This window comes from Rhodophyticola porphyridii, from assembly GCF_003688285.1.
In the GTDB taxonomy this organism is placed as follows: domain Bacteria; phylum Pseudomonadota; class Alphaproteobacteria; order Rhodobacterales; family Rhodobacteraceae; genus Rhodophyticola; species Rhodophyticola porphyridii.
Genome location: NZ_RCNT01000014.1, coordinates 1 through 20,766, shown reverse-complemented (window position 1 = coordinate 20,766; position 20,766 = coordinate 1). Strand labels below are relative to the sequence as shown.

The 20,766-nt window shown below is 60.2% G+C and carries 19 protein-coding genes and 7 pseudogenes; 8 read left to right on the top strand and 18 right to left on the bottom strand.

What is annotated here, in order from left to right; translation table 11 throughout:
• Positions 1 to 9: 9 nt before the first annotated feature.
• Both D9R08_RS18495 and D9R08_RS18490 read left to right on the top strand, forming a co-directional pair.
• Positions 10 to 942, top strand: coding sequence for a LysR family transcriptional regulator (locus D9R08_RS18495; protein ID WP_121899605.1), 933 nt, complete (start codon positions 10 to 12; stop codon positions 940 to 942).
• 23 nt (positions 943 to 965) lie between these two features.
• Complete coding sequence (locus tag D9R08_RS18490; RefSeq protein ID WP_121899604.1) at positions 966 to 1,727, top strand: sulfite exporter TauE/SafE family protein; 762 nt, start codon at positions 966 to 968, stop codon at positions 1,725 to 1,727.
• On the opposite strand, the gene D9R08_RS18485 is transcribed toward D9R08_RS18490, so the two are convergent.
• The gene (locus tag D9R08_RS18485; protein WP_121899603.1) at positions 1,724 to 2,653 is read right to left on the bottom strand and encodes a LysR family transcriptional regulator; all 930 of its coding nucleotides are present in this window, start codon (positions 2,651 to 2,653) and stop codon (positions 1,724 to 1,726) included. The two genes, D9R08_RS18490 and D9R08_RS18485, sit on opposite strands and share 4 nt — an antisense overlap.
• Here D9R08_RS18485 and D9R08_RS19660 point away from each other — a divergent pair.
• The 3 genes from D9R08_RS19660 to tcuB are packed head-to-tail and all read left to right on the top strand — an operon-like array spanning position 2,631 to position 5,182.
• Entirely contained in the window at positions 2,631 to 2,684 is a 54-nt protein-coding gene (locus D9R08_RS19660; protein ID WP_407690621.1) for a hypothetical protein, read from the top strand. The genes D9R08_RS18485 and D9R08_RS19660 overlap by 23 nt on opposite strands.
• Positions 2,685 to 2,730: 46 nt before the next feature.
• A complete protein-coding gene (gene tcuA / locus D9R08_RS18475; protein ID WP_121899602.1) occupies positions 2,731 to 4,116 on the top strand; it encodes an FAD-dependent tricarballylate dehydrogenase TcuA in 1,386 nt (461 codons plus the stop codon).
• Positions 4,106 to 5,182, top strand: a complete 1,077-nt coding sequence (tcuB, locus tag D9R08_RS18470) for a tricarballylate utilization 4Fe-4S protein TcuB (RefSeq protein WP_121899601.1) — start codon at positions 4,106 to 4,108, stop codon at positions 5,180 to 5,182. The genes tcuA and tcuB overlap by 11 nt, the downstream gene beginning before the upstream one ends.
• Before the next feature lie 293 nt (positions 5,183 to 5,475).
• Here the strand turns inward: tcuB and D9R08_RS19490 are convergent.
• The 16 genes and pseudogenes from D9R08_RS19490 to D9R08_RS18390 form a co-directional block, all read right to left on the bottom strand.
• Positions 5,476 to 5,664, bottom strand: a pseudogene (locus D9R08_RS19490) (acyl-CoA transferase); the annotation flags it as partial.
• 21 nt (positions 5,665 to 5,685) lie between these two features.
• Positions 5,686 to 6,572 (bottom strand): annotated as a pseudogene (locus D9R08_RS18460) (IS3 family transposase); the annotation flags it as partial.
• A 285-nt stretch (positions 6,573 to 6,857) separates the two neighbouring features.
• Positions 6,858 to 7,857, bottom strand: a pseudogene (locus D9R08_RS18455) (IS110 family RNA-guided transposase).
• A 104-nt stretch (positions 7,858 to 7,961) separates the two neighbouring features.
• Positions 7,962 to 8,201, bottom strand: a pseudogene (locus D9R08_RS18450) (transposase); the annotation flags it as partial.
• Positions 8,202 to 8,489: 288 nt separating this feature from the next.
• Positions 8,490 to 9,596, bottom strand: coding sequence for a DegT/DnrJ/EryC1/StrS family aminotransferase (locus tag D9R08_RS18445; RefSeq protein WP_121899600.1), 1,107 nt, complete (start codon positions 9,594 to 9,596; stop codon positions 8,490 to 8,492).
• Positions 9,593 to 10,825, bottom strand: coding sequence for a class I SAM-dependent methyltransferase (locus tag D9R08_RS18440; protein ID WP_121899599.1), 1,233 nt, complete (start codon positions 10,823 to 10,825; stop codon positions 9,593 to 9,595). The genes D9R08_RS18445 and D9R08_RS18440 overlap by 4 nt, the downstream gene beginning before the upstream one ends.
• Entirely contained in the window at positions 10,822 to 11,370 is a 549-nt protein-coding gene (gene rfbC / locus D9R08_RS18435; RefSeq protein ID WP_121899598.1) for a dTDP-4-dehydrorhamnose 3,5-epimerase, read from the bottom strand. The genes D9R08_RS18440 and rfbC overlap by 4 nt, the downstream gene beginning before the upstream one ends.
• On the bottom strand, positions 11,367 to 12,416 hold the full coding sequence (gene rfbG / locus D9R08_RS18430) for a CDP-glucose 4,6-dehydratase (RefSeq protein WP_121899597.1): 1,050 nt from the start codon (positions 12,414 to 12,416) through the stop codon (positions 11,367 to 11,369). Before rfbG ends, rfbC begins: the two co-directional genes overlap by 4 nt.
• A gap of 6 nt (positions 12,417 to 12,422) precedes the next feature.
• Positions 12,423 to 13,190 (bottom strand): glucose-1-phosphate cytidylyltransferase, encoded by a 768-nt coding sequence (gene rfbF, locus D9R08_RS18425; protein WP_121899596.1) that lies wholly within the window; start codon positions 13,188 to 13,190, stop codon positions 12,423 to 12,425.
• A gap of 157 nt (positions 13,191 to 13,347) precedes the next feature.
• A complete protein-coding gene (locus D9R08_RS18420) occupies positions 13,348 to 13,650 on the bottom strand; it encodes a hypothetical protein (RefSeq protein ID WP_121899595.1) in 303 nt (100 codons plus the stop codon).
• Positions 13,650 to 13,786, bottom strand: a pseudogene (locus D9R08_RS19680) (IS481 family transposase); the annotation flags it as partial. The gene D9R08_RS18420 and the pseudogene D9R08_RS19680, both read right to left, overlap by 1 nt.
• A gap of 245 nt (positions 13,787 to 14,031) precedes the next feature.
• Positions 14,032 to 15,258: an NAD-dependent epimerase/dehydratase family protein gene (locus D9R08_RS18410; protein WP_121899594.1), complete on the bottom strand. Its 1,227-nt coding sequence runs from the start codon at positions 15,256 to 15,258 to the stop codon at positions 14,032 to 14,034.
• Positions 15,255 to 16,298 (bottom strand): ATP-grasp domain-containing protein, encoded by a 1,044-nt coding sequence (locus tag D9R08_RS18405; protein ID WP_121899593.1) that lies wholly within the window; start codon positions 16,296 to 16,298, stop codon positions 15,255 to 15,257. The genes D9R08_RS18410 and D9R08_RS18405 overlap by 4 nt, the downstream gene beginning before the upstream one ends.
• Entirely contained in the window at positions 16,295 to 17,464 is a 1,170-nt protein-coding gene (locus tag D9R08_RS18400; protein WP_158599051.1) for a class I SAM-dependent methyltransferase, read from the bottom strand. The genes D9R08_RS18405 and D9R08_RS18400 overlap by 4 nt, the downstream gene beginning before the upstream one ends.
• Positions 17,465 to 17,480: 16 nt before the next feature.
• Positions 17,481 to 18,227 (bottom strand): cephalosporin hydroxylase family protein, encoded by a 747-nt coding sequence (locus tag D9R08_RS18395; protein WP_121899591.1) that lies wholly within the window; start codon positions 18,225 to 18,227, stop codon positions 17,481 to 17,483.
• Between the two features lie 168 nt (positions 18,228 to 18,395).
• Positions 18,396 to 18,587: pseudogene (locus D9R08_RS18390) on the bottom strand (IS5/IS1182 family transposase); the annotation flags it as partial.
• On the opposite strand from D9R08_RS18390, the gene D9R08_RS19480 reads away from it, so the two are divergent.
• From D9R08_RS19480 to D9R08_RS18995, 3 genes are all read left to right on the top strand, one after another.
• Positions 18,499 to 18,819: a DUF3363 domain-containing protein gene (locus D9R08_RS19480; protein WP_233557580.1), complete on the top strand. Its 321-nt coding sequence runs from the start codon at positions 18,499 to 18,501 to the stop codon at positions 18,817 to 18,819. The pseudogene D9R08_RS18390 and the gene D9R08_RS19480 sit on opposite strands and share 89 nt — an antisense overlap.
• Positions 18,759 to 19,331 (top strand): DUF3363 domain-containing protein, encoded by a 573-nt coding sequence (locus D9R08_RS18385; protein ID WP_158599050.1) that lies wholly within the window; start codon positions 18,759 to 18,761, stop codon positions 19,329 to 19,331. Before D9R08_RS19480 ends, D9R08_RS18385 begins: the two co-directional genes overlap by 61 nt.
• Positions 19,332 to 19,874: 543 nt before the next feature.
• Complete coding sequence (locus D9R08_RS18995) at positions 19,875 to 20,153, top strand: hypothetical protein (protein ID WP_147450731.1); 279 nt, start codon at positions 19,875 to 19,877, stop codon at positions 20,151 to 20,153.
• A 103-nt stretch (positions 20,154 to 20,256) separates the two neighbouring features.
• Here D9R08_RS18995 and D9R08_RS18375 read toward each other — a convergent pair.
• Positions 20,257 to 20,766 (bottom strand): annotated as a pseudogene (locus tag D9R08_RS18375) (integrase core domain-containing protein); the annotation flags it as partial.

The window sequence follows — 20,766 nt, the reverse complement described above, 5'->3', positions numbered from 1 at the left end:
TAAGCCGTCATGCAGATAAAACTCGACGATCTTCAAGCGTTTGTCGCCGTTTCCGAATTCGGCGGTTTCGCCCGTGCGGCCGATGAACTGAACATCACGCAGTCGGCCCTGTCGCGGCGAATCAAGAAACTGGAGGAGGCGCTCGGTGCACGTTTGCTGGACCGAACGACCCGCCGCGTATCGGTTTCAATGGTAGGCCAGGAGTTCCTGCCTGAGGCCCAGCGCATCGTGGAGGAATTCAACAAGTCGCTGAGCGATATCCGTGATCTTATACAAGTTCGCACGGGTACCGTTTCCGTCGCCAGCAACATGACGCTGGCCGACACGCTCTTGCCCGAGGTGATCGCCAAGTTCAAAGCCGAGGGTCCGAATGTCCGGGTGCGCCTGAGTGTGAGTTCCAGCCCCGGCGCGTTGGAACGTGTGCTTCGCCGGGAGGCCGAACTTGCCATTGCGCAATTCGGTGAAGGACATCCCGACCTGGATTTCGAACCGCTTTTCGAAGATCGCTTCGTACTGATCAGCCATCGGGATCACCCTCTTGCAGGCGCGTCAAACCTGACTTGGCAGGACGTGGCGCAGCACAACTTCATCAAAATGCGTGCGGGCAGCGGCACGGCAAACCTTTTGGAACGCTCGCTGGGCGACAAGATCCGGTTCTTGTCTGGAGATCTTGAGGTTGGCCACTTCAACGCACTTCTTGGTTTCGTGGGGCATAACCTCGGCGTCTCGGCGGTCCCGACTCTAGTGCAACTCAAGCGTCTCGATCTCGCTCTCGTGGCGACTCCGATCTCCGATCCCGTCATCAGCCGAAGCCTTGGCGTCGTGACCTACAAAGGAAGGTCCCTCTCGCCTGCGGGCGAGCTACTTCGCCGGATAAGTCGGGAGGTGCTGGGCCGCGCGGTACCCGAACTTTTGGCCGGCGTGAAGCATGAAACTGATTAACCGCAGAGAGCGACGATACCAAGATGGAGCACCTGTTTAACGTGCCGTTTTCGGGGGGCGAGTTGTTACTCGTCGCCGGCGCGGCGTTCCTTTCAGCCTTTGTCAGCGGCGTCGCGGGCTTCGGTGGGTCTTTTGTCCTCGCAATCGTCCTGACGCCCATCATCGGTCCGCGCGCGGTCGTTCCGGCCATCGCTGTCTACGCCCTCTGCGCCAATGTCGGGCGTGTCTACATCTACCGGCGCGAAATCCACTGGCGGTTCGCGTTCCAGTTCATTCTGTCTTCCCTGCCTGGCCTCGCGATAGGCGCGGCCATCCTAAAGACGCTGCCAGAATTTGCCCTTTTGGCTGTGTTCGGTGTGGCGCTTCTCTCTGCTGTGCCGTTGCGGCGGTTCCTCAAACGGACGCAGTTCGAGCCCGGCATAAGCACAATCGTCGCGATCGGCTTCGTTTTTGGCGCGGCCAGCGGTACGGCCGTTGGATCGGGTATGTTCGTGATCGCAGCATTGAACACATTCGGGCTTCACGGGGCGGCATTGCTCGGCACCGACGCGGTGATCGGTATTACGAACGCCGTCACGCGAGTGGTGACGTTCTGGTGGCTCGATCTGCTCGACGCGCGTTTGGCGATCATTGGTCTTACGATGGGTGCGGTCGCCCTGCCGGCAACCTGGTTGGCCAGCGGGTTAGTGCGCCGGATGGATCAAACCCTGCATTCAAGGATCATCGAGGCCATAATCATCTTCGCGGGCCTCAGTTTTCTGGTGAGTGCATTCTTCGGAAGCTAGGCGGGGTGGTCATCAGCCCATCTCGCGCCGCAAATTCGGATGCACTCGATCAGGGAGGCGGCTGCAGCGCTGTCCCTTTGCCCCGCCCGTCGAAGGAGACCTATGGGGCGGGAGATATTGGGGCCTGCCATGTGCCTCCAGGCGATATCATTACCCTCCCGCATTGCCATCGCCGAGAGCGGCAGCGGCGCCACCCCCACGCCAGCAGCCACCAGATTGAGCGCGGTGGTGGATCGCCCGACCTCGTAGGTCCAACGCACCGGCAATTTGGTCCGTGCCAGGGCTTCGTCGATCAGCAGGCGGTTGCCCGTACCCCGCGCTGGCAGGATCAACGGCTCCCCCGACAAGTCCGACCACGCCACTTCCGTCTGCTGGCAGCGCGGATGCTCTGACGCGAGGGCCAAGACCATCGGATCACTAAGCACCAGTTCAAACTCGATCGCCGGCTCCAGAAGCGGAATCGAGCACACCCCGAAATCGACCTCGCCCGTCGCCACGGCCTCCGCAACCTCGTTGGCCGCGAGGTCGAGAATGCGAACACGCGTGCCCTGGTGATCGCCGCGGAACCGGCGCAGAGCGGGCGCGACAAGGCCCGAGACCACAGTGGGGATCGTCGCCAGTGTCACGCTCTGTGCCCGCTGATGCGCGAAAGCCGCGTTTTCATCGCGCATGGCGCGTGTGGTTTCCTTGACCTCGTCTAGGATCGCCTCCGCGCGCTGCCGCAGGCGCTTGGCCGCGAGGGTCGGCCTGACATCGCGTGTCGTTCGCTCGAAAAGAGTTGAACCTAGGGCGGTTTCCAGCTTCTGCACCCGCCGCGTAACCGAGGATTGAGACAGGCTCAGACGTTCTGACGCGCCGTGAAAGGACCCGGTTTCCATGACCGCGAGGAAGGATTCGAGATCCATGAAGTCAAAATTAATCCGCATACTGCATCAATCTTTCCAAAAGATGCATTAGTCAAATCAAACTTCGGTTGCTAGCAAAGGCCAGCAGGGATCATTCCATGACCGACAGCTTTGACATCGCGGTAATCGGCGGCGGCAACGCGGCGCTTTGCGCGGCCATAACGGCCGCCGAAGCGGGCGCGCGCGTTCTTATTCTGGAAGCCGCGCCCAAGCCCTATCGCGGCGGAAACTCCCGTCACACTCGGAACTTCCGTTGCATGCATTCCCGGCCACTCGGCCCTCTGACAGACAGCTACAGCGAACAGGAATACTTTGACGATCTCATCAAGGTGACCGGGGGCAAGACCAACGAAAACCTGGCGCGTCTGGCGATTCGCGGGTCCGAGGAATGCTTGCCATGGATGGAGGAGCGCGGCGTTCGGTTCCAGCCGTCTTTGTCGGGGACTCTGTCGTTGTCGCGGACAAACGCATTCTTCCTTGGGGGCGGCAAGGGCCTCGTGAACGCCTACTACCGCACCGCCGCAGCCCTTGGCATCGAGGTCCGCTATGAGGCGCCGGTTACGCATCTGGATGTCGAGGACGGCAAGATCAACGGCATTGAGTTCACCCAGAACGGCACAACCCACCGGGTGTCCCCCAAGGCCGTTGTCGTGGCCTCGGGCGGGTTTCAGGCGGATACAGACTGGCTCGCGCGGGCTTGGGGGCCGGCGGCGAAGAACTTCCTGATCCGTGGAACCCCCTACAACCGCGGCGTCGTTCTGGCCGATCTTCTTGAGCAAGGCGTCGAGCAGGTCGGTGATCCGACCCAATGCCACGCCGTTGCCATCGACGGGCGGGCGCCAAAATTCGATGGCGGGATCGTCACGCGCCTCGACTGCGTCCCATTCTCCATCGTAGTGAACAAGGACGCTGAGCGGTTCTACGATGAAGGTGAGGATGTCTGGCCCAAGCGCTACGCGATCTGGGGACGCCTTGTGGCCGCGCAACCCGAACAGGTCGGCTACGTCATCATCGATGCCAAGTCACTGGAATTGTTCATGCCGTCGGTCTTCCCGCCCATCAAGGCGGACACTCTGGAGGATCTGGCCGGCAAACTCAATCTACCCGCCGACAGGCTCTGCGCAACGGTGGAGGAGTTCAATGCAGCCTGCGGCGATACCAGCGCCTTCCACCCCACCGAACTGGACAGTGTTGCGACGTCGGGCCTGACCCCGCCCAAGACAAATTGGGCCCGCCCGATCACCGAGGCGCCATTCTACGGCTACACGCTCAGAACCGGGGTGACCTTTACCTATCTCGGCCTGAAGGTCAACGAGAACGCGCAGTGCAGCATTGGCAATCGGCCCATGTCAAACCTCTGGGCTGCGGGCGAGACCATGGCAGGCTCGATCCTTGGGCAGGGTTATCTCGCCGGCTTCGGCATGACGATCGGAACCGTCTTTGGACGCATCGCCGGTCGGGAGGCGGTGGCCCATGCAAATTGATCTGATCCAGGAAGCCCGCCGTCAGGCCGAAATCTGCAACGCTTGCCGCTACTGCGAGGGCTACTGCTCCGTCTTTCCTGCTCTGCATCGCGAACGGGTGTTCGCGGATGGCGACATCACGCAACTGGCAAACCTCTGCCACAACTGCCGTGGCTGTTATTACGCCTGCCAGTATACCGCCCCTCACGAGTTCGATTTGAACCTGCCAAAAGCACTGGCAGAGGTGCGGCAGGACAGCTGGAAGGCTTATGCCTGGCCCGCCGGACTTGCGAAGCTCTTCGATCGCTCGGGCGTGGCTATTGCCGTTGGTCTTGTGCTTGGCTTCGCGCTCCTTTTCTTGTTGGCGCAGGCCCTGCGCCCCGAAAGTGGCAAAGGGTTCTACGCCTACATGTCGCACAGCCTGATGGTGGCAGTATTTACACCTGCCTTCCTGCTGCCGCTTGCAGCCATTGCCCTTTCGCTGCGGAGCTATTGGCAGAGTGTCGGTGGCGGTCGCCTTACGTTGGGCGACGTCTGGTCGGCAACCCGGTCTGCCGGGCGGATGAAGAACCTTGAAGGTGGCCATGGTGATGGCTGCAATTTCGAGGATGAGGACCGATTTTCGCAGGCCCGCCGACATTTCCATCAGGCGACGCTCTACGGCTTCCTGATGTGCTTCGCCTCCACTTCGAGCGGTACGGTACTGCATTACGGCTTCGGGCTTGAGGCGCCTTATGGCCTCTTCAGCCTGCCCAAACTATTCGGTGTGCCTGGGGGGGTCCTCTTGTGTCTTGGGACCGCCGGGCTGGCCTGGCTAAAGACCAGAGCCGATCCGAACCTGGGTGCGCCCGCGGCGTGGGGGGGTGAGATGGCTTTCGTTCTGCTGTTGTTCTTTGTCAGTTTGTCGGGGCTGTTGCTCTATGCCGCGACCGGAACCGTGGCCGCTGGCCTGCTTCTCCCGCTGCATCTAGGTGCCGTACTCACCTTTTTTCTGCTCACACCCTATTCAAAAATGGCCCACGGTTTTTTCCGAATGACGGCTATGGCACGCGAAGCGATGCTGGCGCGCGAGGCGCGTAAGCAATGAGCGTGTTTGCGCGCAATCAGGATGAGGGATGCCTTAGGGTGCCCGCGTTGTCCACGCCCAGCGCGATACGCCTTTCCCGACCGCAGAACAGGCCCGCCATGCCTTTAGCCAGATGCCTGCCACACCTGCCTTGGCCTATCGCGCGACACGTACGGCAACATGGGCAAAACCCGCGCCGTGATCAAGGACCCCTTCACCAGAGCAGGCCTGCCACCCCTCGTCTCGAACGCAAGCGCCATCAGCGCCCGCGCCCCCTGGGCTCGCGCCATGGTGTTCTCCTGGGGTTGTCGGGATCAGCCGAACGGATCGGCCGTGGAATAGTGCAGCACCACCGGGATCACGGCGGCCTTCAGGCTGGCCGCGCCCTCGACTGGCAGATCGACCGGCCTCGGCGCTTCCGACTCGCCCCAGTCGTAGAGCCCGCCAAGCGTCCGGTCGGCGGCGAGCGCCGCGCCGATGCTGGCGGTCAGCGTATCGAAAGCGACTTAGGTGCCCCTAGTTTCCTAGACACCTGCCTCCATCAGTTTCTGCTGTCTTATTTAAAGTCAACGGGCGACAGCATGCCGTTGTTCGTGTGTTTGCGTTTCGGGTTGTAAAATAGTTCGATGTACTCGAACACATGCGGCATTGCGGGTCGGTTAGGTCTGACGCCTGATCCGCTCCCGCTTCAGCAACTGGAAGAAGCTTTCGGCGACCGCGTTGTCGTGACAATTGCCTCGTCTGCTCATGCTCGGTTCCAGGTTATGCTGGCGCAGGAATGTCTGCCACTCCCGGCTGGTGAGTTGGGAACCCTGGTCCGAGTGGACCATCATGACCCTACCTGCGGGCTTTCGTCGCCAGACGGCCATCAGCAGTGCCTGCAGGGCGAGGTCGGTGGTCATGCGGGATTGGGCAGACCAGCCGACGACCCGGCGCGAGAACAGGTCGATGACGACGCAGAGAGACAGCCAGCCTTCATGGGTCTTGATGTACGTGATGTCGGTCACCCAGACCTGGTCAGGTGCCGCCGCCTCGAACTTTTGTTCCAGCCTGTTCTCGGCAACCACGGCAGGCTTGCCGCCGTAGCGGCCAGGGCGGCGTCTGTAGCCAACCTGCGCCGCGATCCCGGCCTGCGATGCCAGCCGCGCCACTCGGTTCTCCGAGATGCTCTCGCCTGATCGCGCAGATCGCCCGTCAGCTTGCGATAGCCGTAGACCTTGCCGCTGTCGGCCCAGGCTTGCCGGATCAGCTCCGTCTGACGCGCATCCTCCTGCGCTCGGTGGCTTAACGGTTCCTTGAGCCATGCATAGAATCCGGAGAAGTGCACCCGGCACATGGCCCGGACGCCGAACTCCTCGCGATGCGCCCGGATGAAGGCGTACTTCATTGGGACCCGCGCGCGACGTACGCGCTCGTCCATTGTCCTCGGACCATGTATGGATGGCTCCGGCGTGACAAAGGTTTCGGTGATCTGTGGCGACTGGTCGGGTGCGGCCATGTGTTCGGCGTCTAAGTTGCGGTTCTGCCCGCGCGCCATGATGAAGTCCACGGTGGCGAGGGTCCCAATCAATAGCACGCGCTCGAAGGCGCTCCGGTCCGAACGGGGTGTTCTTGGCCTTTGTCCGTCAGTTTGCCATCACCTCACGCTGCCCTCGCCATTTCGGTCAGGCCGGGAGGGGCCTGTAACTTCCTGTTGTCACGCCGCGCGCCAGGTCTCGCCGGTTCTCAGCATGGCCCATAGGCTTCGCACTATGCGGTTGGCCAGCGCAATGGCGGCGAGTTTGAGCGGTTTGGTGGCGATCAGCCGGCTGAGCCAGTCCTCGCCCGGACCGGATCGTCTGCGCGCCGAGATCACGCCCATGGCGCCGAGATAGAGCAGGCGCCGGAGATAGCGGTTGCCCATCTCCGTGATCTTCCTCAGCCGCTCTTTGCCGCCGCTCGAATAGGCCTTCGGCGTCAGCCCCAGCCAGGCCGCCAGGTCGCGGCCCGAGCGGAAGGCCGACACTTTCGGCAGGGTCGCGGCCAGCGCACTCGCCGTGATCGGGCCGATGCCGGGCATGGTCTGCAACCGGCGCGCGACCTCGTCCGCCGCCTCGGCCCGGATCCGGGCGGTGATGGCGACAATCCGCGCCTGCGTGTCGCGGAACTGAGCGGCGAGCAGATCGAGCGGCAGGCGCCTCAGGCGGCAGACCGGCCGCCTCGGCTGCGGCCAGCAGGCGCCCGATGTTGTGCACGCCCCTGGCCACGACGATGCCGAACTCGCCCAGATGGGCGCGGATCGCGTTGACGGTCTGGGTCAGCTGCCGCACCAGGAAGTCGCGCGCCCGATGCTGCATCAGCAACGCCTGCTGCGTAGCACTCTTCACGGGCACGAAGCGCATGTTGGGCCGCGCAACCGCTTCACAGATCGCTTCGGCGTCCGCAGAATCAGTCTTGCCCCGCCGGACATAGGCCCTGACGTAGGCAGGCGGCATCAGCCGGACATCATGACCGAACTTCGCCAGTTCGCGGGCCCAGAAATGCGCCCCGGCACAGGCCTCCATGCCGATCAGGCAGGGCGCCAGGCGCGAGAAGAACATCCCGAGCTGCCCGTGCCTCACCTGCCGCCGAAGAACGACCTTGCCGTCCGCAGCGACCGCGTGAACCTGAAAAACATTCTTGGCCAGATCAAGGCCGATCGTGGTAATCCCCTTCATGAATGGCTCCTTTGCACAGGGTGACTTCGACAGCACCCATTTGGCACAACGCGATGCCGCAGCGGGAGCCATCCATCCCATCAATGGCGGACAAAGGCCTAGCCCTTTTTTAGGATATCGCGCTCCTCGGTCACCCGAGCGAGTTCGCGCTTCAGACGCCGATTCTCCGCCTCGTGGTCCACGACCGCCTTCTGCGTCGGTTCCCCGAACAGCTTCAGCCATTTGCAGAGAGAGTACGTGCTGACGCTCAACCGCCGGGACACCTCCCGCACCGGATACCCGCGCACCGTGATCTGGTGCACCGCATCCCGCTTGAATTCATCGCTGTAATTGTTTGTCCCCATGTCGGCCTCCTCGCCTCAAAGTTAGGGGGCAAAGCGTCTACAAATCTAGGGGCACCTCCATGCCTTCTTCGCCCTGCTTGATGATGAACGCCTTTTGCGCGTCCGAAAACTTCGATGCCTTCATGTGCTTCCGCTCCTCTCCCAGCCGAGAAATCGTAGCAGAAAACTCCACCTTCTAACGGTCCAGTTTGCGGGGATCACATCACCCCATCTCCTTCGAGCGAAATGCCTGAAGGGTGAGCCAAACATTCTCCACAGAACCCGGGCAAGTCCAAAGGTCGCAGAGACTCATTTCATGCAACCGAGGACCACCCTCACCACGCGTTCCTGCTGCGCTGCGGTCATGTCGTGGAAGCTTGGCAAGTTGATCGCCCGTGTCGCGAGATCACGCGCAATGCTGTTTTGCGGGGCATCTTCGAACATCGTGAGAGACGAAAGCGGCTCGAAAAAGATGCGGGCATCGATGCCGTCTGCTTTCATCGCCGAAATCACACGGTCACGCGTGATACCGGTCTGGGGCGCGAAGACGACCGTAGGCATCCAGGCCCCGTTGCGGCCATCAGGCGGTTCTGGGTTCATCGTCATACCACCGACCGTCAAGAGCGCGCTGCGGTAGAATTCAAGTATCTCACGCTTTCGGTGCGTCAGGGTTTCGACACGCTCGATCTGCCCCAGCCCGATCGCGGCCTCGATGTTCGACATCTTGTACTTGAAACCGACTTCGACCGGCCAGAATTGCCGCGTATCGCCCTTTGTGCGACCGTGGTTCGACAACGTCAGGACCTGGTTGTAGAGATCCGGATCCGAGGTGACGAACATGCCGCCCTCGCCGGTGGTGATCGTCTTGGTGCCATGAAAGGAAAAAGTCCCGAAAACGCCCATCGCGCCCGCGCGCTGCCCACGATAGACCGAGCCGATAGCCTCGGCGGCATCCTCGACCAGGTGCACGCGATGCCGCGCGGCGATGTCGTGCAGGCGGTCCATGTCGCAGAGATTGCCGTAGATATGAACGGCCAAGATCGCACGCGTCTTCGGGGTGATCGCAGCCTCGACCGCGTCGGGGTCGAGGCACCAACTGGTCGGGTCAACGTCCACGAAGACCGGGGTCCCACCGAGGTGGACGATCGGGGCTACCGACGCGATCCAGTTCGTATCGGCCAGGATGACCTCGTCGCCCGGTCCTATGCCGAGCGCTGCGAACCCCATGTGAAGGGCGCCGGTGCAACTGGATGTCGCGATCGCATGGGGCACGCCGAGATGGGCCGCGAAAGCCTCTTCGAATTTCGTGATGTAGTCATAGCACTTGTTGCCCCACCCTGTCCTTGCGGCGTCGGTGGCATAGGCCACCTCGAGATCTGTGATGGATGGCTTGGTATAGGCGATGCGATCGGTCAATGGATGCGAACCTCCGGAACGAAAGTCACGAGCCGGGTTGCTCCCGCCAGGAGAGGGGCGAGTTGCGCCTTCACCTCATCCGCGATGTTCCAGGGCAGGACGATCACGTAATCGGGGCGCGCGCGGTAGAGCGCATCCGGATGCAGGATCGGAATGTGACTTCCAGGCAGAAGCATCCCTTGCTTGGCCGGGGCCGCATCGCAGACGAATGGCAGCAGATCACGCCCGATCCCGGCAAAGTTGAGCAAGGTATTCCCCTTCGCGGCGGCACCGTAGCCTGTTACGGACTTGCCGCCCCGTTTGGCCTCGAGCAGAAATGTCAGCGCGGCGTTCTTGACCGCCTCGGCGCGCGCCTGGAACCCGTCGTAGTAGGGGCCTTGGGTCATTCCGCGGCGTGCTTCCTCGGTTTTCATCGCCTCCACGGCTTCGGTTTCCCGGAACCCGGCATCGGTCCTGCAGCCGTAGACCCGAAGGCTCCCGCCATGGGTTGGCAGGATGTCGATGTCGAAAACCCTGAGCCCGCTGTGCCGGAAGATCCGGTCGACGACCGACAGCGAGAGATAGGAAAAGTGCTCGTGGTAGATCGTGTCGAATTGGGTTTGGGCGACCAGTTGCATCAGTTGCGGAAACTCGAGGGTCACAACACCCTCGGCTTTCAGCAGCGTCGCGATGCCGGCGGTGAAATCGTTGATGTCCGGCACATGCGCATAGACGTTGTTGCCAACGATCAGATCGGCGGAGCGCCCGTCGCCGCGCAGTCGTTCGGCAAGGCTCGTGCCGAAGAATGCCTCGATCGTCTCCACGCCCAATGCTCGGGCAGCTTTTGCCGTACTGACCGTCGGTTCGATGCCAAGGCAGGGGATTCCGGCGGAGACGAAGTTGCGCAGGAGGTATCCGTCGTTGGATGCCAGCTCGACAACAAGACTGCGACCCGACAGGCCGAGCCGCGCGGTGATCATGCGGGCATAGTCGGAGGCATGTGCCAACCACTGTTTCGAGGTCGAGGAGAAATAGGCGTAATCGGAGGAAAAGAGGGCCTCGGCTTCGGTGAAATCCTCGGTCTGGACGAGGAAACACGTGTCGCAGACCCTGACCCTAAGGGGGTATGTCACCTCGGGCCGGTTCAGGTCGGCGACCCTGCGGTACGCGTTCGACGGTGGCGCGAAACCCAGGTCAACGAACATGCGCTCAAGAGGTGCGTGGCAGTGACGGCAGTGATGCTGTGTCATGGCTTGATCGGCTCGACACTGGAAAGCGGTGGAAAGGCGAGATCTCGGGCCGACTGGTTCGACGGCTTCATGGGCCAGGAGATGCCGAGTTCAGGATCATCAAGCAAGACCCCGCCTTCGTGGTCCGGGCTGTATCTCGCGGAATGCATGTAGCTCATCTCGACAGAATCCGTGAGGGTCTGGAAACCATGGGCAAATCCTTGGGGTGCATAGACTGCCGTTGCGTTCGCTTCGCTCAGTTCCAGAGCTGTCCATTGTCCAAACTTCGGCGATCCGGCGCGCAGATCGACGATCACGTCGAAGACTGCACCGCGGCTGCAGCGAATGAGCTTGGCTTCGACGGCTGGGGGGCGTTGAAAATGGAGGCCGCGTGTCGTTCCAGCCTTCTTCGTGAAAGACCGGTTGGTCTGGAACCAGCTAGTGCAAAGACCGTGCGCCGCGAACTCATCGGCGCAGAACATGCGCGCGAAATGGCCCCGCTCATCGCCGATGCGTTCCGGGTCGACGCGAAACGCGCCTTTGAGAGGCAGTTCCGTAAAGATCACCGGGATGCCTCGAATGCCGCGATCTGCGCCTCGGTCACGGTGCAGGTGTCGGCGCCTGAGGCAACCTGCCGGTACCAATCGACCGCTTCAGCTATGGCACGCTCGAACCCCCAGCGCGGCTTCCAGCCCAGGACATGCCGGCTGCGTTCGATGCCAAGGCTGAGTTTCCCGGCCTCATGAACCGGGTTCTCTTCTGATAGGGTGACGTATGTCCCGGGCCAAGTCTGCGTTGCGGCCGATACGACCTGTTCGACCGAACGTTGCGCATCCTGTTCGGGGCCGAAGTTGAACGCATGTTCGGCGGGAACAGGAGTGGCCCAGAGATGTTCCGCTAAGATCATATAGCCCGCGAGCGGATCGAGAACGTGCTGCCAGGGGCGCGTTGCGTCGGGGTTGCGCACGCTGAGCGTTTCGCCCTTTGCATAGGCCCGCGCGAGATCCGGCAGAAGACGGTCCTCGGCCCAGTCGCCACCCCCGATGACATTGCCCGCACGGGCCGTCGCGAGTCGGACCTTTGCGCCGGCGGCAAAGAACGAGTTGCGGAAGCTGCCGGCCACGAGTTCGGCCGCCGCCTTGGATGCGGAGTAGGGATCGTGGCCGCCAAGCGCATCGGTTTCGCGATAGGGAAATTCCCATTCGCGGTTCCGGTAGACCTTGTCGGTGGTGACGACAACGCAGGCGCAGGGCCCTTCCACATCCCGCAGGGCTTCAAGGAGGCAGACCGTTCCCATGACGTTGGAACCCCAGGTGCCCAGGGGGTCACGGTAGGACCGGCGGACAAGTGATTGCGCGGCGAGGTGAAAGACCATCTGCGGCTTGGCCTGCGCGACACGTTCCCGAACGGTATCGAGATGACGGATATCACCGATCCTGTGATTCAGACGCGCCGCGAGGTTCAACTGGTCGAAGAGGGAGGGTTGCGTCTCGGGTTCGAGCGCAAGGCCGAACACCTCCGCTCCCCGGCGCAGCAAGACTTCACTGAGCCAGGCACCTTTGAAACCCGTATGTCCGGTCACGAGGATCCGTTTGCCCGCCCAGTCGAACACAACCGCTTACCCCCACACGCGCCAGGGCGCCTTGCCCTCGCTCCAGAGCGCTTCCAGCTGCCGCTTGTCCCTGAGCGTATCCATCGCGGCCCAGAAGCCGGAATGCTGGTAGACGGACAGGGCTCCTTCGCGTGCCAGCGCTTCGAGCGGCGCAGCCTCCCACGGGGTCATGTCGCCATCGATCCGATCCAAGACCGTTGGTTCGCAAACGAAATAGCCACCGTTGATCCATTGGCCGTCGCCCACGGGCTTTTCCAGGAATTTCGTGACCTTGCCGTCCTCGATCTCCAGCGCGCCGTAGCGACCGAGAGGCTGCACGGCCGTCACAGTCGCCTCGGTGCCGGCCTTTTCATGCGCGGCGATGAGGCCCGAGATGTTCACGTCACTCACGCCATCGCCGTAGGTCAGGCAAAAGGTTCCGTCGATATGATGAGCGGCACGCTTGAGCCGTCCACCGGTCAGCGTGTCTTCGCCCGTATCCACGAGCGTCACGCGCCACGGTTCTGCCTTTACCTCATGAACCTCCATCCGGTTCTCGTCCATGTGGAAGGTCACGTCGGACATGTGCAGGAAGTAGTTCGCAAAATACTCCTTGATCATGAAACCCCTGTAGCCGCAGCAGATTACAAAGTCGGTGATGCCATGGTGGCCGTAGGTCTTCATGATGTGCCAGAGGAGGGGGCGCCCCCCGATCTCGATCATCGGTTTGGGGCGCAGATGCGATTCCTCGCTGATCCGGGTTCCAAGCCCACCTGCCAAGATCACAGCTTTCATCAAGATCCACTCCCTTCAGGACAAACTTCTGGAGGACGCGTCAACCTAGCATCTGCCGTGGGCGACAGAAAGGGGCTGCACAGCGCAGCGGCTGTCGGATTGTGCCAATTTGGTCCGTTGCAGCGGGAGTATACCGCCTCGGACTCGGAACGCAGGATTACCGCTGATGGTCCTGCACCGATAGTGTCAAGACGTTCAGTCGGGTGCCATCGGTAGACCTTCCTGCGTCACAGGGCTCGAACCGAAACCCGTCGGGAAGCTCCACACGCTTCAGCGGCTGTGTGTCGGACAATCTGAAGCCGTATCTTTCGTGCAGGGCCGTGGCCAGGATGTACCGTGATAGAAAGCGCGCAACGATCTCGCGCGCCCCGAGCGTAAACTCCAAAGTGCGCTCGTCCTGTTCGGCAAGGGAACTAAGGGCCCCGATGTTGTCGAAGCTCAGCAGTCCGCGGTCGGCCATAGGACCGTGGAGCGCGGCTCTTGAGGGCCGGTCTCAGTTCCTCGACCGACGCCCGCTTCGCCACTTCGCCACCGTCTTGGGGGTTGATCCCAAGCTCGCGGCTCAGTTGCGCGAGCGAAGCCTGCGATCTCTGTATTGCAGCTCTGACGGCGTGCGTGGTCGTGGCGCAGCCGTGACGAACTTGTCCTACAGTGCTTCCTTCTAGTCCCGCGAAAAGATCACACCATCAAACCGTGGAATCAGACACCGTGGCTTTGAAAAAGGGGTGAGTTAACCACATTTTTCTCAATAAATGCAGCCAATCAAATATATGCCTTTATCGCCGAATTAGTTCCGTAAAGATCATTAGGGTAGAATTAAAGTCCAGAGCGGATTTTTTGACTACCTTAAGTTGGTTTCAGAATATCGTATAGCCACATCCTGGAGGCCAATATCGAGCTTTTGGCTTGGCTTCCATCCTAACCCGTCTACGGTCGCGCTCCAGTCCAAAAGCGGCCCAGAGCCAGCCCCGCGCAAAGTGATCTCTTCGTGGAAAAGTGGCTTTCCTAGGTGCTCCGAAAGCACAGCTGCGATTGCATGTGTTGTCACGTAGTCCATTGAGCCAAGGTGATAAACGGGTTCAGTGCCCCGACTCGCCACCGCAATGATTCCTGCTGCCGCATCTGAAAGGTGCAGGAGCTCAATCGCGGCCGGACCAGTTTTGAACCGGTGAGTCCTTACGATTTGCCCGCCCATGATCGCCTTGCAAAACGCTGACAGGAATTTTGGACGTGGACTGTTTGGTCCGTATACGGCTGGAAGGCGTACAATCCGGGCTCTTGGTCCACCGATGGGGCCATGGCGCGATATCAAGTCTTCCTGAAGTGTCTTGACGAGACCGACGATGTCCGACGGTTGACGCCGTGCCTCGGGAGTGTGCCTGACCGGAACGTCCGTTTTGCCGAAGACCGAGCTACAAGACAGGAGGACGAAATCTGCACCAATGGACGCCGCTGCATCCATAACATTCTTTTGCAGATGCAAAGCATCACCGAGGGTTGCGTTATTGGAAAAAACTCGTGGATGTGCAGCATGGATAATTGTGCAAACGCCTGCGGCATCTAGGCATGCAGCGAGACGAGCAGGAGAAGACTTCAGATCGTGATCGGCACGCCCCATCAATGCAACTGCATCCGCTCCAAGTTGGTCGATGATGGCACTCCCAATTGCCCCGGTAGCACCGGTCACAGCAACCTTACTGCCTTGATGCTTTTTGAATGAATGACCCAGCGCGTCGCGAACTGTGTCAATCATGGAAAGCTTGATCTCGGGCTCACCCGTCTGATTGATCACATGCTGAATGGCATCAGAAAAAGGGATTGATTTGAAACGCGATAGGATACCAGCCGCTATAGCATTACTTCTTGATACCCCGAAATCGCAAAGAACCAAGACGGTCCGGCCTTCGCGCAACGCCATCTCTCCAGCTTCGATAAGAGAAAGGACGGAGTCTATATCGTTGCCCGGCGCATCAAGCAGGTGGCGCACATCAATACGGAAGGCGCCGGGGTAATCGGATTGCTCTGCGGGGCCGGTTCCCAGAGAACGGTCAAAAATCCAACGGATCATGTAGCACCCGCTATGTCCGCTGCATTGGACAAGGTTTCAGTGAGGCTGCGCAAGTACCATCCGGGCCTTGCCTCCAACGTCGCTCGAGGCGGCAGCTTTAAAAGGGTGCGGATGAAATGATCGACTTCGTTGAACCCGGCCAGCGTACGAAGATAAGTACTGGCCGAAAATCGCGGGTTTATTTCGAACGGGATGAATTGGCCATCCGCGTCAACGCGGCCCTGCACATTCAAAGGCCCGCGGCTGTCAAGACCTTCTGCGATCCTTTGAGCGCTGGCGCAGATTTCAGGAAACGCTTCGATCCGACCTTGAGTGTATCCACTGGAAATCAGGAAATCCTTGCCGCGGGTCATCACCGAGAGTTTTGCGTTAAAGCTACGCCTAAGTGCGATCACACCTTCTGTAGTTCCATTTGGATTCGACAAGACACCAACAGTGAATTCACCTTTTGCCTCAGGTATATAGGATTGCGCGAGCGGGGCTAGGTTGTTCCGGAGTAGGTAGGTTGCGTAAAGCGAAGCCTCTTCGTGGCTGCGTGCAAAAAAGACAAAACTGCTGCCTCCCGAAGCAATCGACGGCTTGATAATCGAAGGCATCGGAATTCCACAGAGGTCGCCGACTTCCGCAATGGCGCGCGTCTCTGGGATCGCAATCCCGAGGGCCGCCAATCGCTCGAAACATGCAGCTTTGTCTCCAGCGACCCGAGCAACCTCGGGCGAGTTTTGGGCTAGGATGATATTCGATGCGGTGAAGATCTCGGCAGCTGCCGCGAGTAGCTTGGCTGGAACTTCGCCACCCGGGACAAGTACGCGTACGGCGTTCTCGCGCGCGATCCGCAGAACACTTTCGATATAAGCGTTGGGATCAGCGTTAAAGGTTTCATCAAACGCTTGATCAAAATGCCCGTAGGCGAGCGGGTTGATGTCGCATCCCAAAACCCGATATCCACCCGCATTCCGTAACGATTTGGCAATCTCGGTTCCCAAAGATGCGCCGGCAATACCTGCAATCAGAACAGTGATTGGGCTTGGGTCACTCATAGAAACAGAAAGTCACGTGGCGTGCTGTGTAATTGCGCGACACCCTCGATTATACCGCGCGAGTCTTTCGGGTTAAGGCCCACATATACGACGGTCGCGTCGGCGGGCACTTGGTCGGGTGCGAGGATCGGCACACCCATCAATTCGCGACCCTGGCGGTAAGGATTGGCATCCAAAAAAGCCTCAACACGGCTGAGGTCCTTCAAAGTTGAAGCCACAAACATCCCATAGACACCGCTGCCATAAATGACAGCTGTCGCTTCAGCGTGATCGTCTTCGAACGCTGTAATACGCTGAGCGATATCAGCCCATGTATCCGCAACATCGCGCGCGGCTTGGATGACAGGGGCTATGTCCTCAGACACGCGCACATCGACTTCCTGCATCTCCGCGGGCCGCGTCGCTACTACGATGAACGCCGCGCGGTGAATGCTGTCATGGATGGCAACGTCGGTATAGCCAGCCGCTTCGAACAGGTAGCGCAGCGACGGCACTGAAAAATGCTGCGCATGGTCAATAACGACCAGGTCGCTGATGTTGCGATACATGTTGGGGATGACAACATGGACTTTGCCGCCTGGCCTGACCAATTGCGCCATCTCACGCACGAAACCGCGCGGGTCAGCTGTGTGTTCCAGCGCAAAAAACGATAGGGCGAGATCCATTTTGCCGTGCCAAGCCTCAGGAACAGAGTAGGACGATTGGTTCGCTTTGGGCACGAATTGATCCCAGAGCGGCACATAGATGTCGCTGACGTCGAACGCGTAGGGTGCGATTGCCGACTCAGCCTCGGTCAGCATCGCAAGGGAGCGTGCTTTGCCGCAGCCGTAGTCAAGGACTTTTGATCCCGGCGAAAGGTCATGGAGCTTAGCGACCGATGCCGCTTGATGCTGCGATCGGTAGACACAAGTACCGTCCTGCAAAACAGCGTAAATGTCGTCTTCCTCGGGGTTACTGAGTTGGAACTGGTATCCTGTGTCGTAATAAGCCGCAATATCTTCCAGAGGCGGCGTTTGGACATGGGAACACGCCTTGCACAGTGTGGCCGAGGTGGAGGTCAGGTCATTTGGACTTTGGGCGAGCGTGAAGCCAATGCCGCGGGCCTTGAAGAGCACTTCAAGTTCAGAAGAGCCACAGACGCAACAGGTATTTTGGTCAACTGGCATTCGACACATCCCCCGCTCAGGCTTTGATACGACGCAGATAACCGCCCGGCGACGACGACATTACGAGTTTGGCGTTGATGATAGGGTCGACTTCGAAGGCATCGTTTTCCGACAAATAGGTCTTGCTGGCTGACAATGGTTCATTGCCCCTAGACCACAATTTCGATCGGTCTTTCGGGGCCTCTTCCTCCGAGAGGTGACCGACAAGTGTATCTGCCACAACAAGATAGCCGCCTTCAGTCACCAACTCGCCATAGGCGCGGCACTCTGCCAGCACGTGGTCATAAGAGTGATCACTGTCCAGGACGACCATGACCCGTGCGCCTGTGGGAATGAGATCACGGATTTGTGAAAGGGTCTCTTTGGCAACTGAAGAGCCTTCGACAAGGTGAATACGCTTGGACATCGGGTGTGTTTCGATCGCCTCGCGATTGTGAGCGCGGATGTCGATATCCACACCGATTACAACACCGTTGCCCATGGCCTCGAGCAGGGAGGCCATGAAAATGACTGATCCCCCCCTGGCCACACCAGTTTCGATGATAACATCCGGTTTGTGCGACCAGATCACTTCTTGGGTTACCATCACATCTGCTGGCAACTGAATGATTGGCACACCAAACCATGTCCACTGATAAGCATACGCATGTTCGTTGAGGTCTATGATGAGCTTCTTGGATGCATCGAACACGGCGGTGTCCGCCCCAAGCTGCAACGCTTTTGCCTTCTGGAACTCAGCGAATTCATGCCTGTCGTCTGTCATATCGGGCAAAGCTCCTTGTCTCGGCTATAGGGTGCCGGTCTCGTGCTAATTGGCCGCAGTGATCTTGTCCATATGAATGGCATCGAAACATCTGGTGAACCGCCGGCACAGAAAGGCTCCGTTGCACAAAGCCTCTGATGTCCGAGGTTCCCCTTCCCCTGGACGGATTCATCCCACGGTTTCTGTGACAGGGATGCCGAGCGCGGTGTAGCCGTTCATGACGGCGATGTGGATCTGGACCTCCGCTACCTGTCGGTCAGGGTCCCGCGCCATGAGGCGATGCCCCAGCCCCAGCAGCTTCATACAGTGCAACTTCGTTTCGGCACGGCTTCGTCGGTGGTGTCCGATCCATCGTCGCCAACCCCGCAAAGCCGACCGGAACATTCTCGCCGTGACGGACAGCAACGGCACCTACCACCCCTCCCGGCACATCGAGATCGCCCGGGCCGAGAAGATCGCGCACGATCCGGAGCGCTTTGTTGCCGCCCACGTTCGCCGCCTCAAGGCGCTGCGCTGCGCCGGGCCGGGATCGTGGAACGCTGGAGCGACGATCACTGGAAGGTCCCGCTGGACCTGCCCGAGCGCAGGCTAGCCCATGACCGGAAAGGGCACGGACCCGGCGCGAAGATGGAGCTGCTTTCACCGATAGGTCTGGACAAGCAGGTCGTCCACGATGGCGCAACCTGGCTGGACAAGGAACTGATGCGCGAGGGCAGCCGAAGCCTGCGAGAGGCAGGCTTCGGCCTGGAAGTGAAGCGAGACATCGACCGGCGCAAGCAGGTCCTCGTCCAACGCGGCGATGCGCAAGACCTCGGCCAGGGCCGCATCCGCGCCCCGCGCGACCTCGTCCAGAGACTGGAAGCCCGCGAGATCGCTCGCGTCGGCCGCGCCATGGCAGCGGACCGCGGCCGCGACTGGACCCCCGTGAAACCCGGCAGCCGCTTCGGCGGAGAACTGGTCGGCAGCACCCGACTCGCCTGCGGCCGCTTCGCCATGATCGACAACAGTATGGGCTTCAGCCTCGTCCCCTGGAACGATGCGCTGGAACGGCGGATGGGCCAGCAGATCGCAGGTGTCGGGATAGCTGGCGGGGGTGTGGACTGAGCCCTTGGACGGAAGCGCGGTTTGGGGCTGTGAGAGCAGTATCCTGCAGCGGGGGAACCCGAACCTTTCCAGACAAGCGGCGCAGCAGGCGCGTGGCGCGGTCGGTATCATTGGTCAGGGCGTCATGGGCCTGGCCAACCGGCTCGCCACCAGTTTGCGAGGGATCGGGCCGAGGACCGGCAATGCTGCGCGGTCCGTCGCCGACGATGTCGTTACTGGTGGGAACGCCGCGCGATCGTCTGCCAACGCTGAGCGGCTCAGGGAATTTTTCCGGCAGCTTGAAAAAATGCGGCAGCGGTGGATACTGAACCCCTGGCGACGGGCGCGTGCGCTTTTATGACAACCTCAGACCATCAAGGCGACCAGGTGAAATGATAGGCACTCGAAGGGTGCGAGAATGGAACCCGGCTAACAGGCGCACCCGGACTTGGCACGAGATCATTGACGATGTCGGACGTGTGAGGATTGTAAGACCTCAATTGCCGGGTCGGCATACACACTACATGTTTGATGATGTCGGCAGTTTCATAGGAACCTTCTAACGTGACGGTCCAACCTGTAGAAATCGAGATCAGGAAGGCCTTGGAAGCGCTCGTTGAGGGTCGTCGAAGCCGTGAAGACGTCTCACGATGGGCCTTTGATATTGAAGAAATGAAGTATCCGCCTGATATGTCCTGTGTGGCTTGGGAAGCACTTGGCGCATTGTCGGTCGCCGATGCCATTCATGCCCAGAGGCTGCCGAGAAAAGACGATTATCTTTTCGACCTTGATTACTTCGAAGAGTGGCTCAAAAAACTCAATGTCGATTTATCCAAGCGTTAGAACATAACGAGGGATGCCAGGTACATTGGTGTTCAAGGTGATGAACCGGGGGATAGGCCCAGAGATCAAGGTCACGAGAAACGAACTCGCTGCCATNCTTGGTGTTATAGTGGTTTCGCCATCGCCCGATGTCCTCGCGCGCATGGCGTAGTGATCGAAACCAGTGAAGGTTCAGACATTCGTCTCTGAACTTGCCATTAAAGCTCTCCACGAAGGCGTTTTGCACGGGCTTCCCTGGCTCGATGAACCGCAGGCGCACGCCGGACCGCTCGGACCAATCGAACATGGCCTTGCTGGTGCCTTCGGGCCCGTTGTCCAGGATGATCTCTTCTGGCAAGCCGACGCGCTGCGCCAGGTCGTCGAGGAACCGGGCGACGCGTGCTCCGGGGATCGACACATCGACACTCTGGCCAGGACAAAACCGGCTGTGGTCGTCCACGATGTTCAGCACGCGGAACCGACGGCAGTCAGCAAGCTGGTCGCTGACGACGTCCAAGGACCATCGTTGCATCGGCCTTTCTGGCACTTGAGGCGCAACACGGTCGCGTCTGGGCAGCTTGCGCCGCTTCTTCGTGCGAACCTGCAAGCCCTGCTCGGTGTAAAGCCGATATGT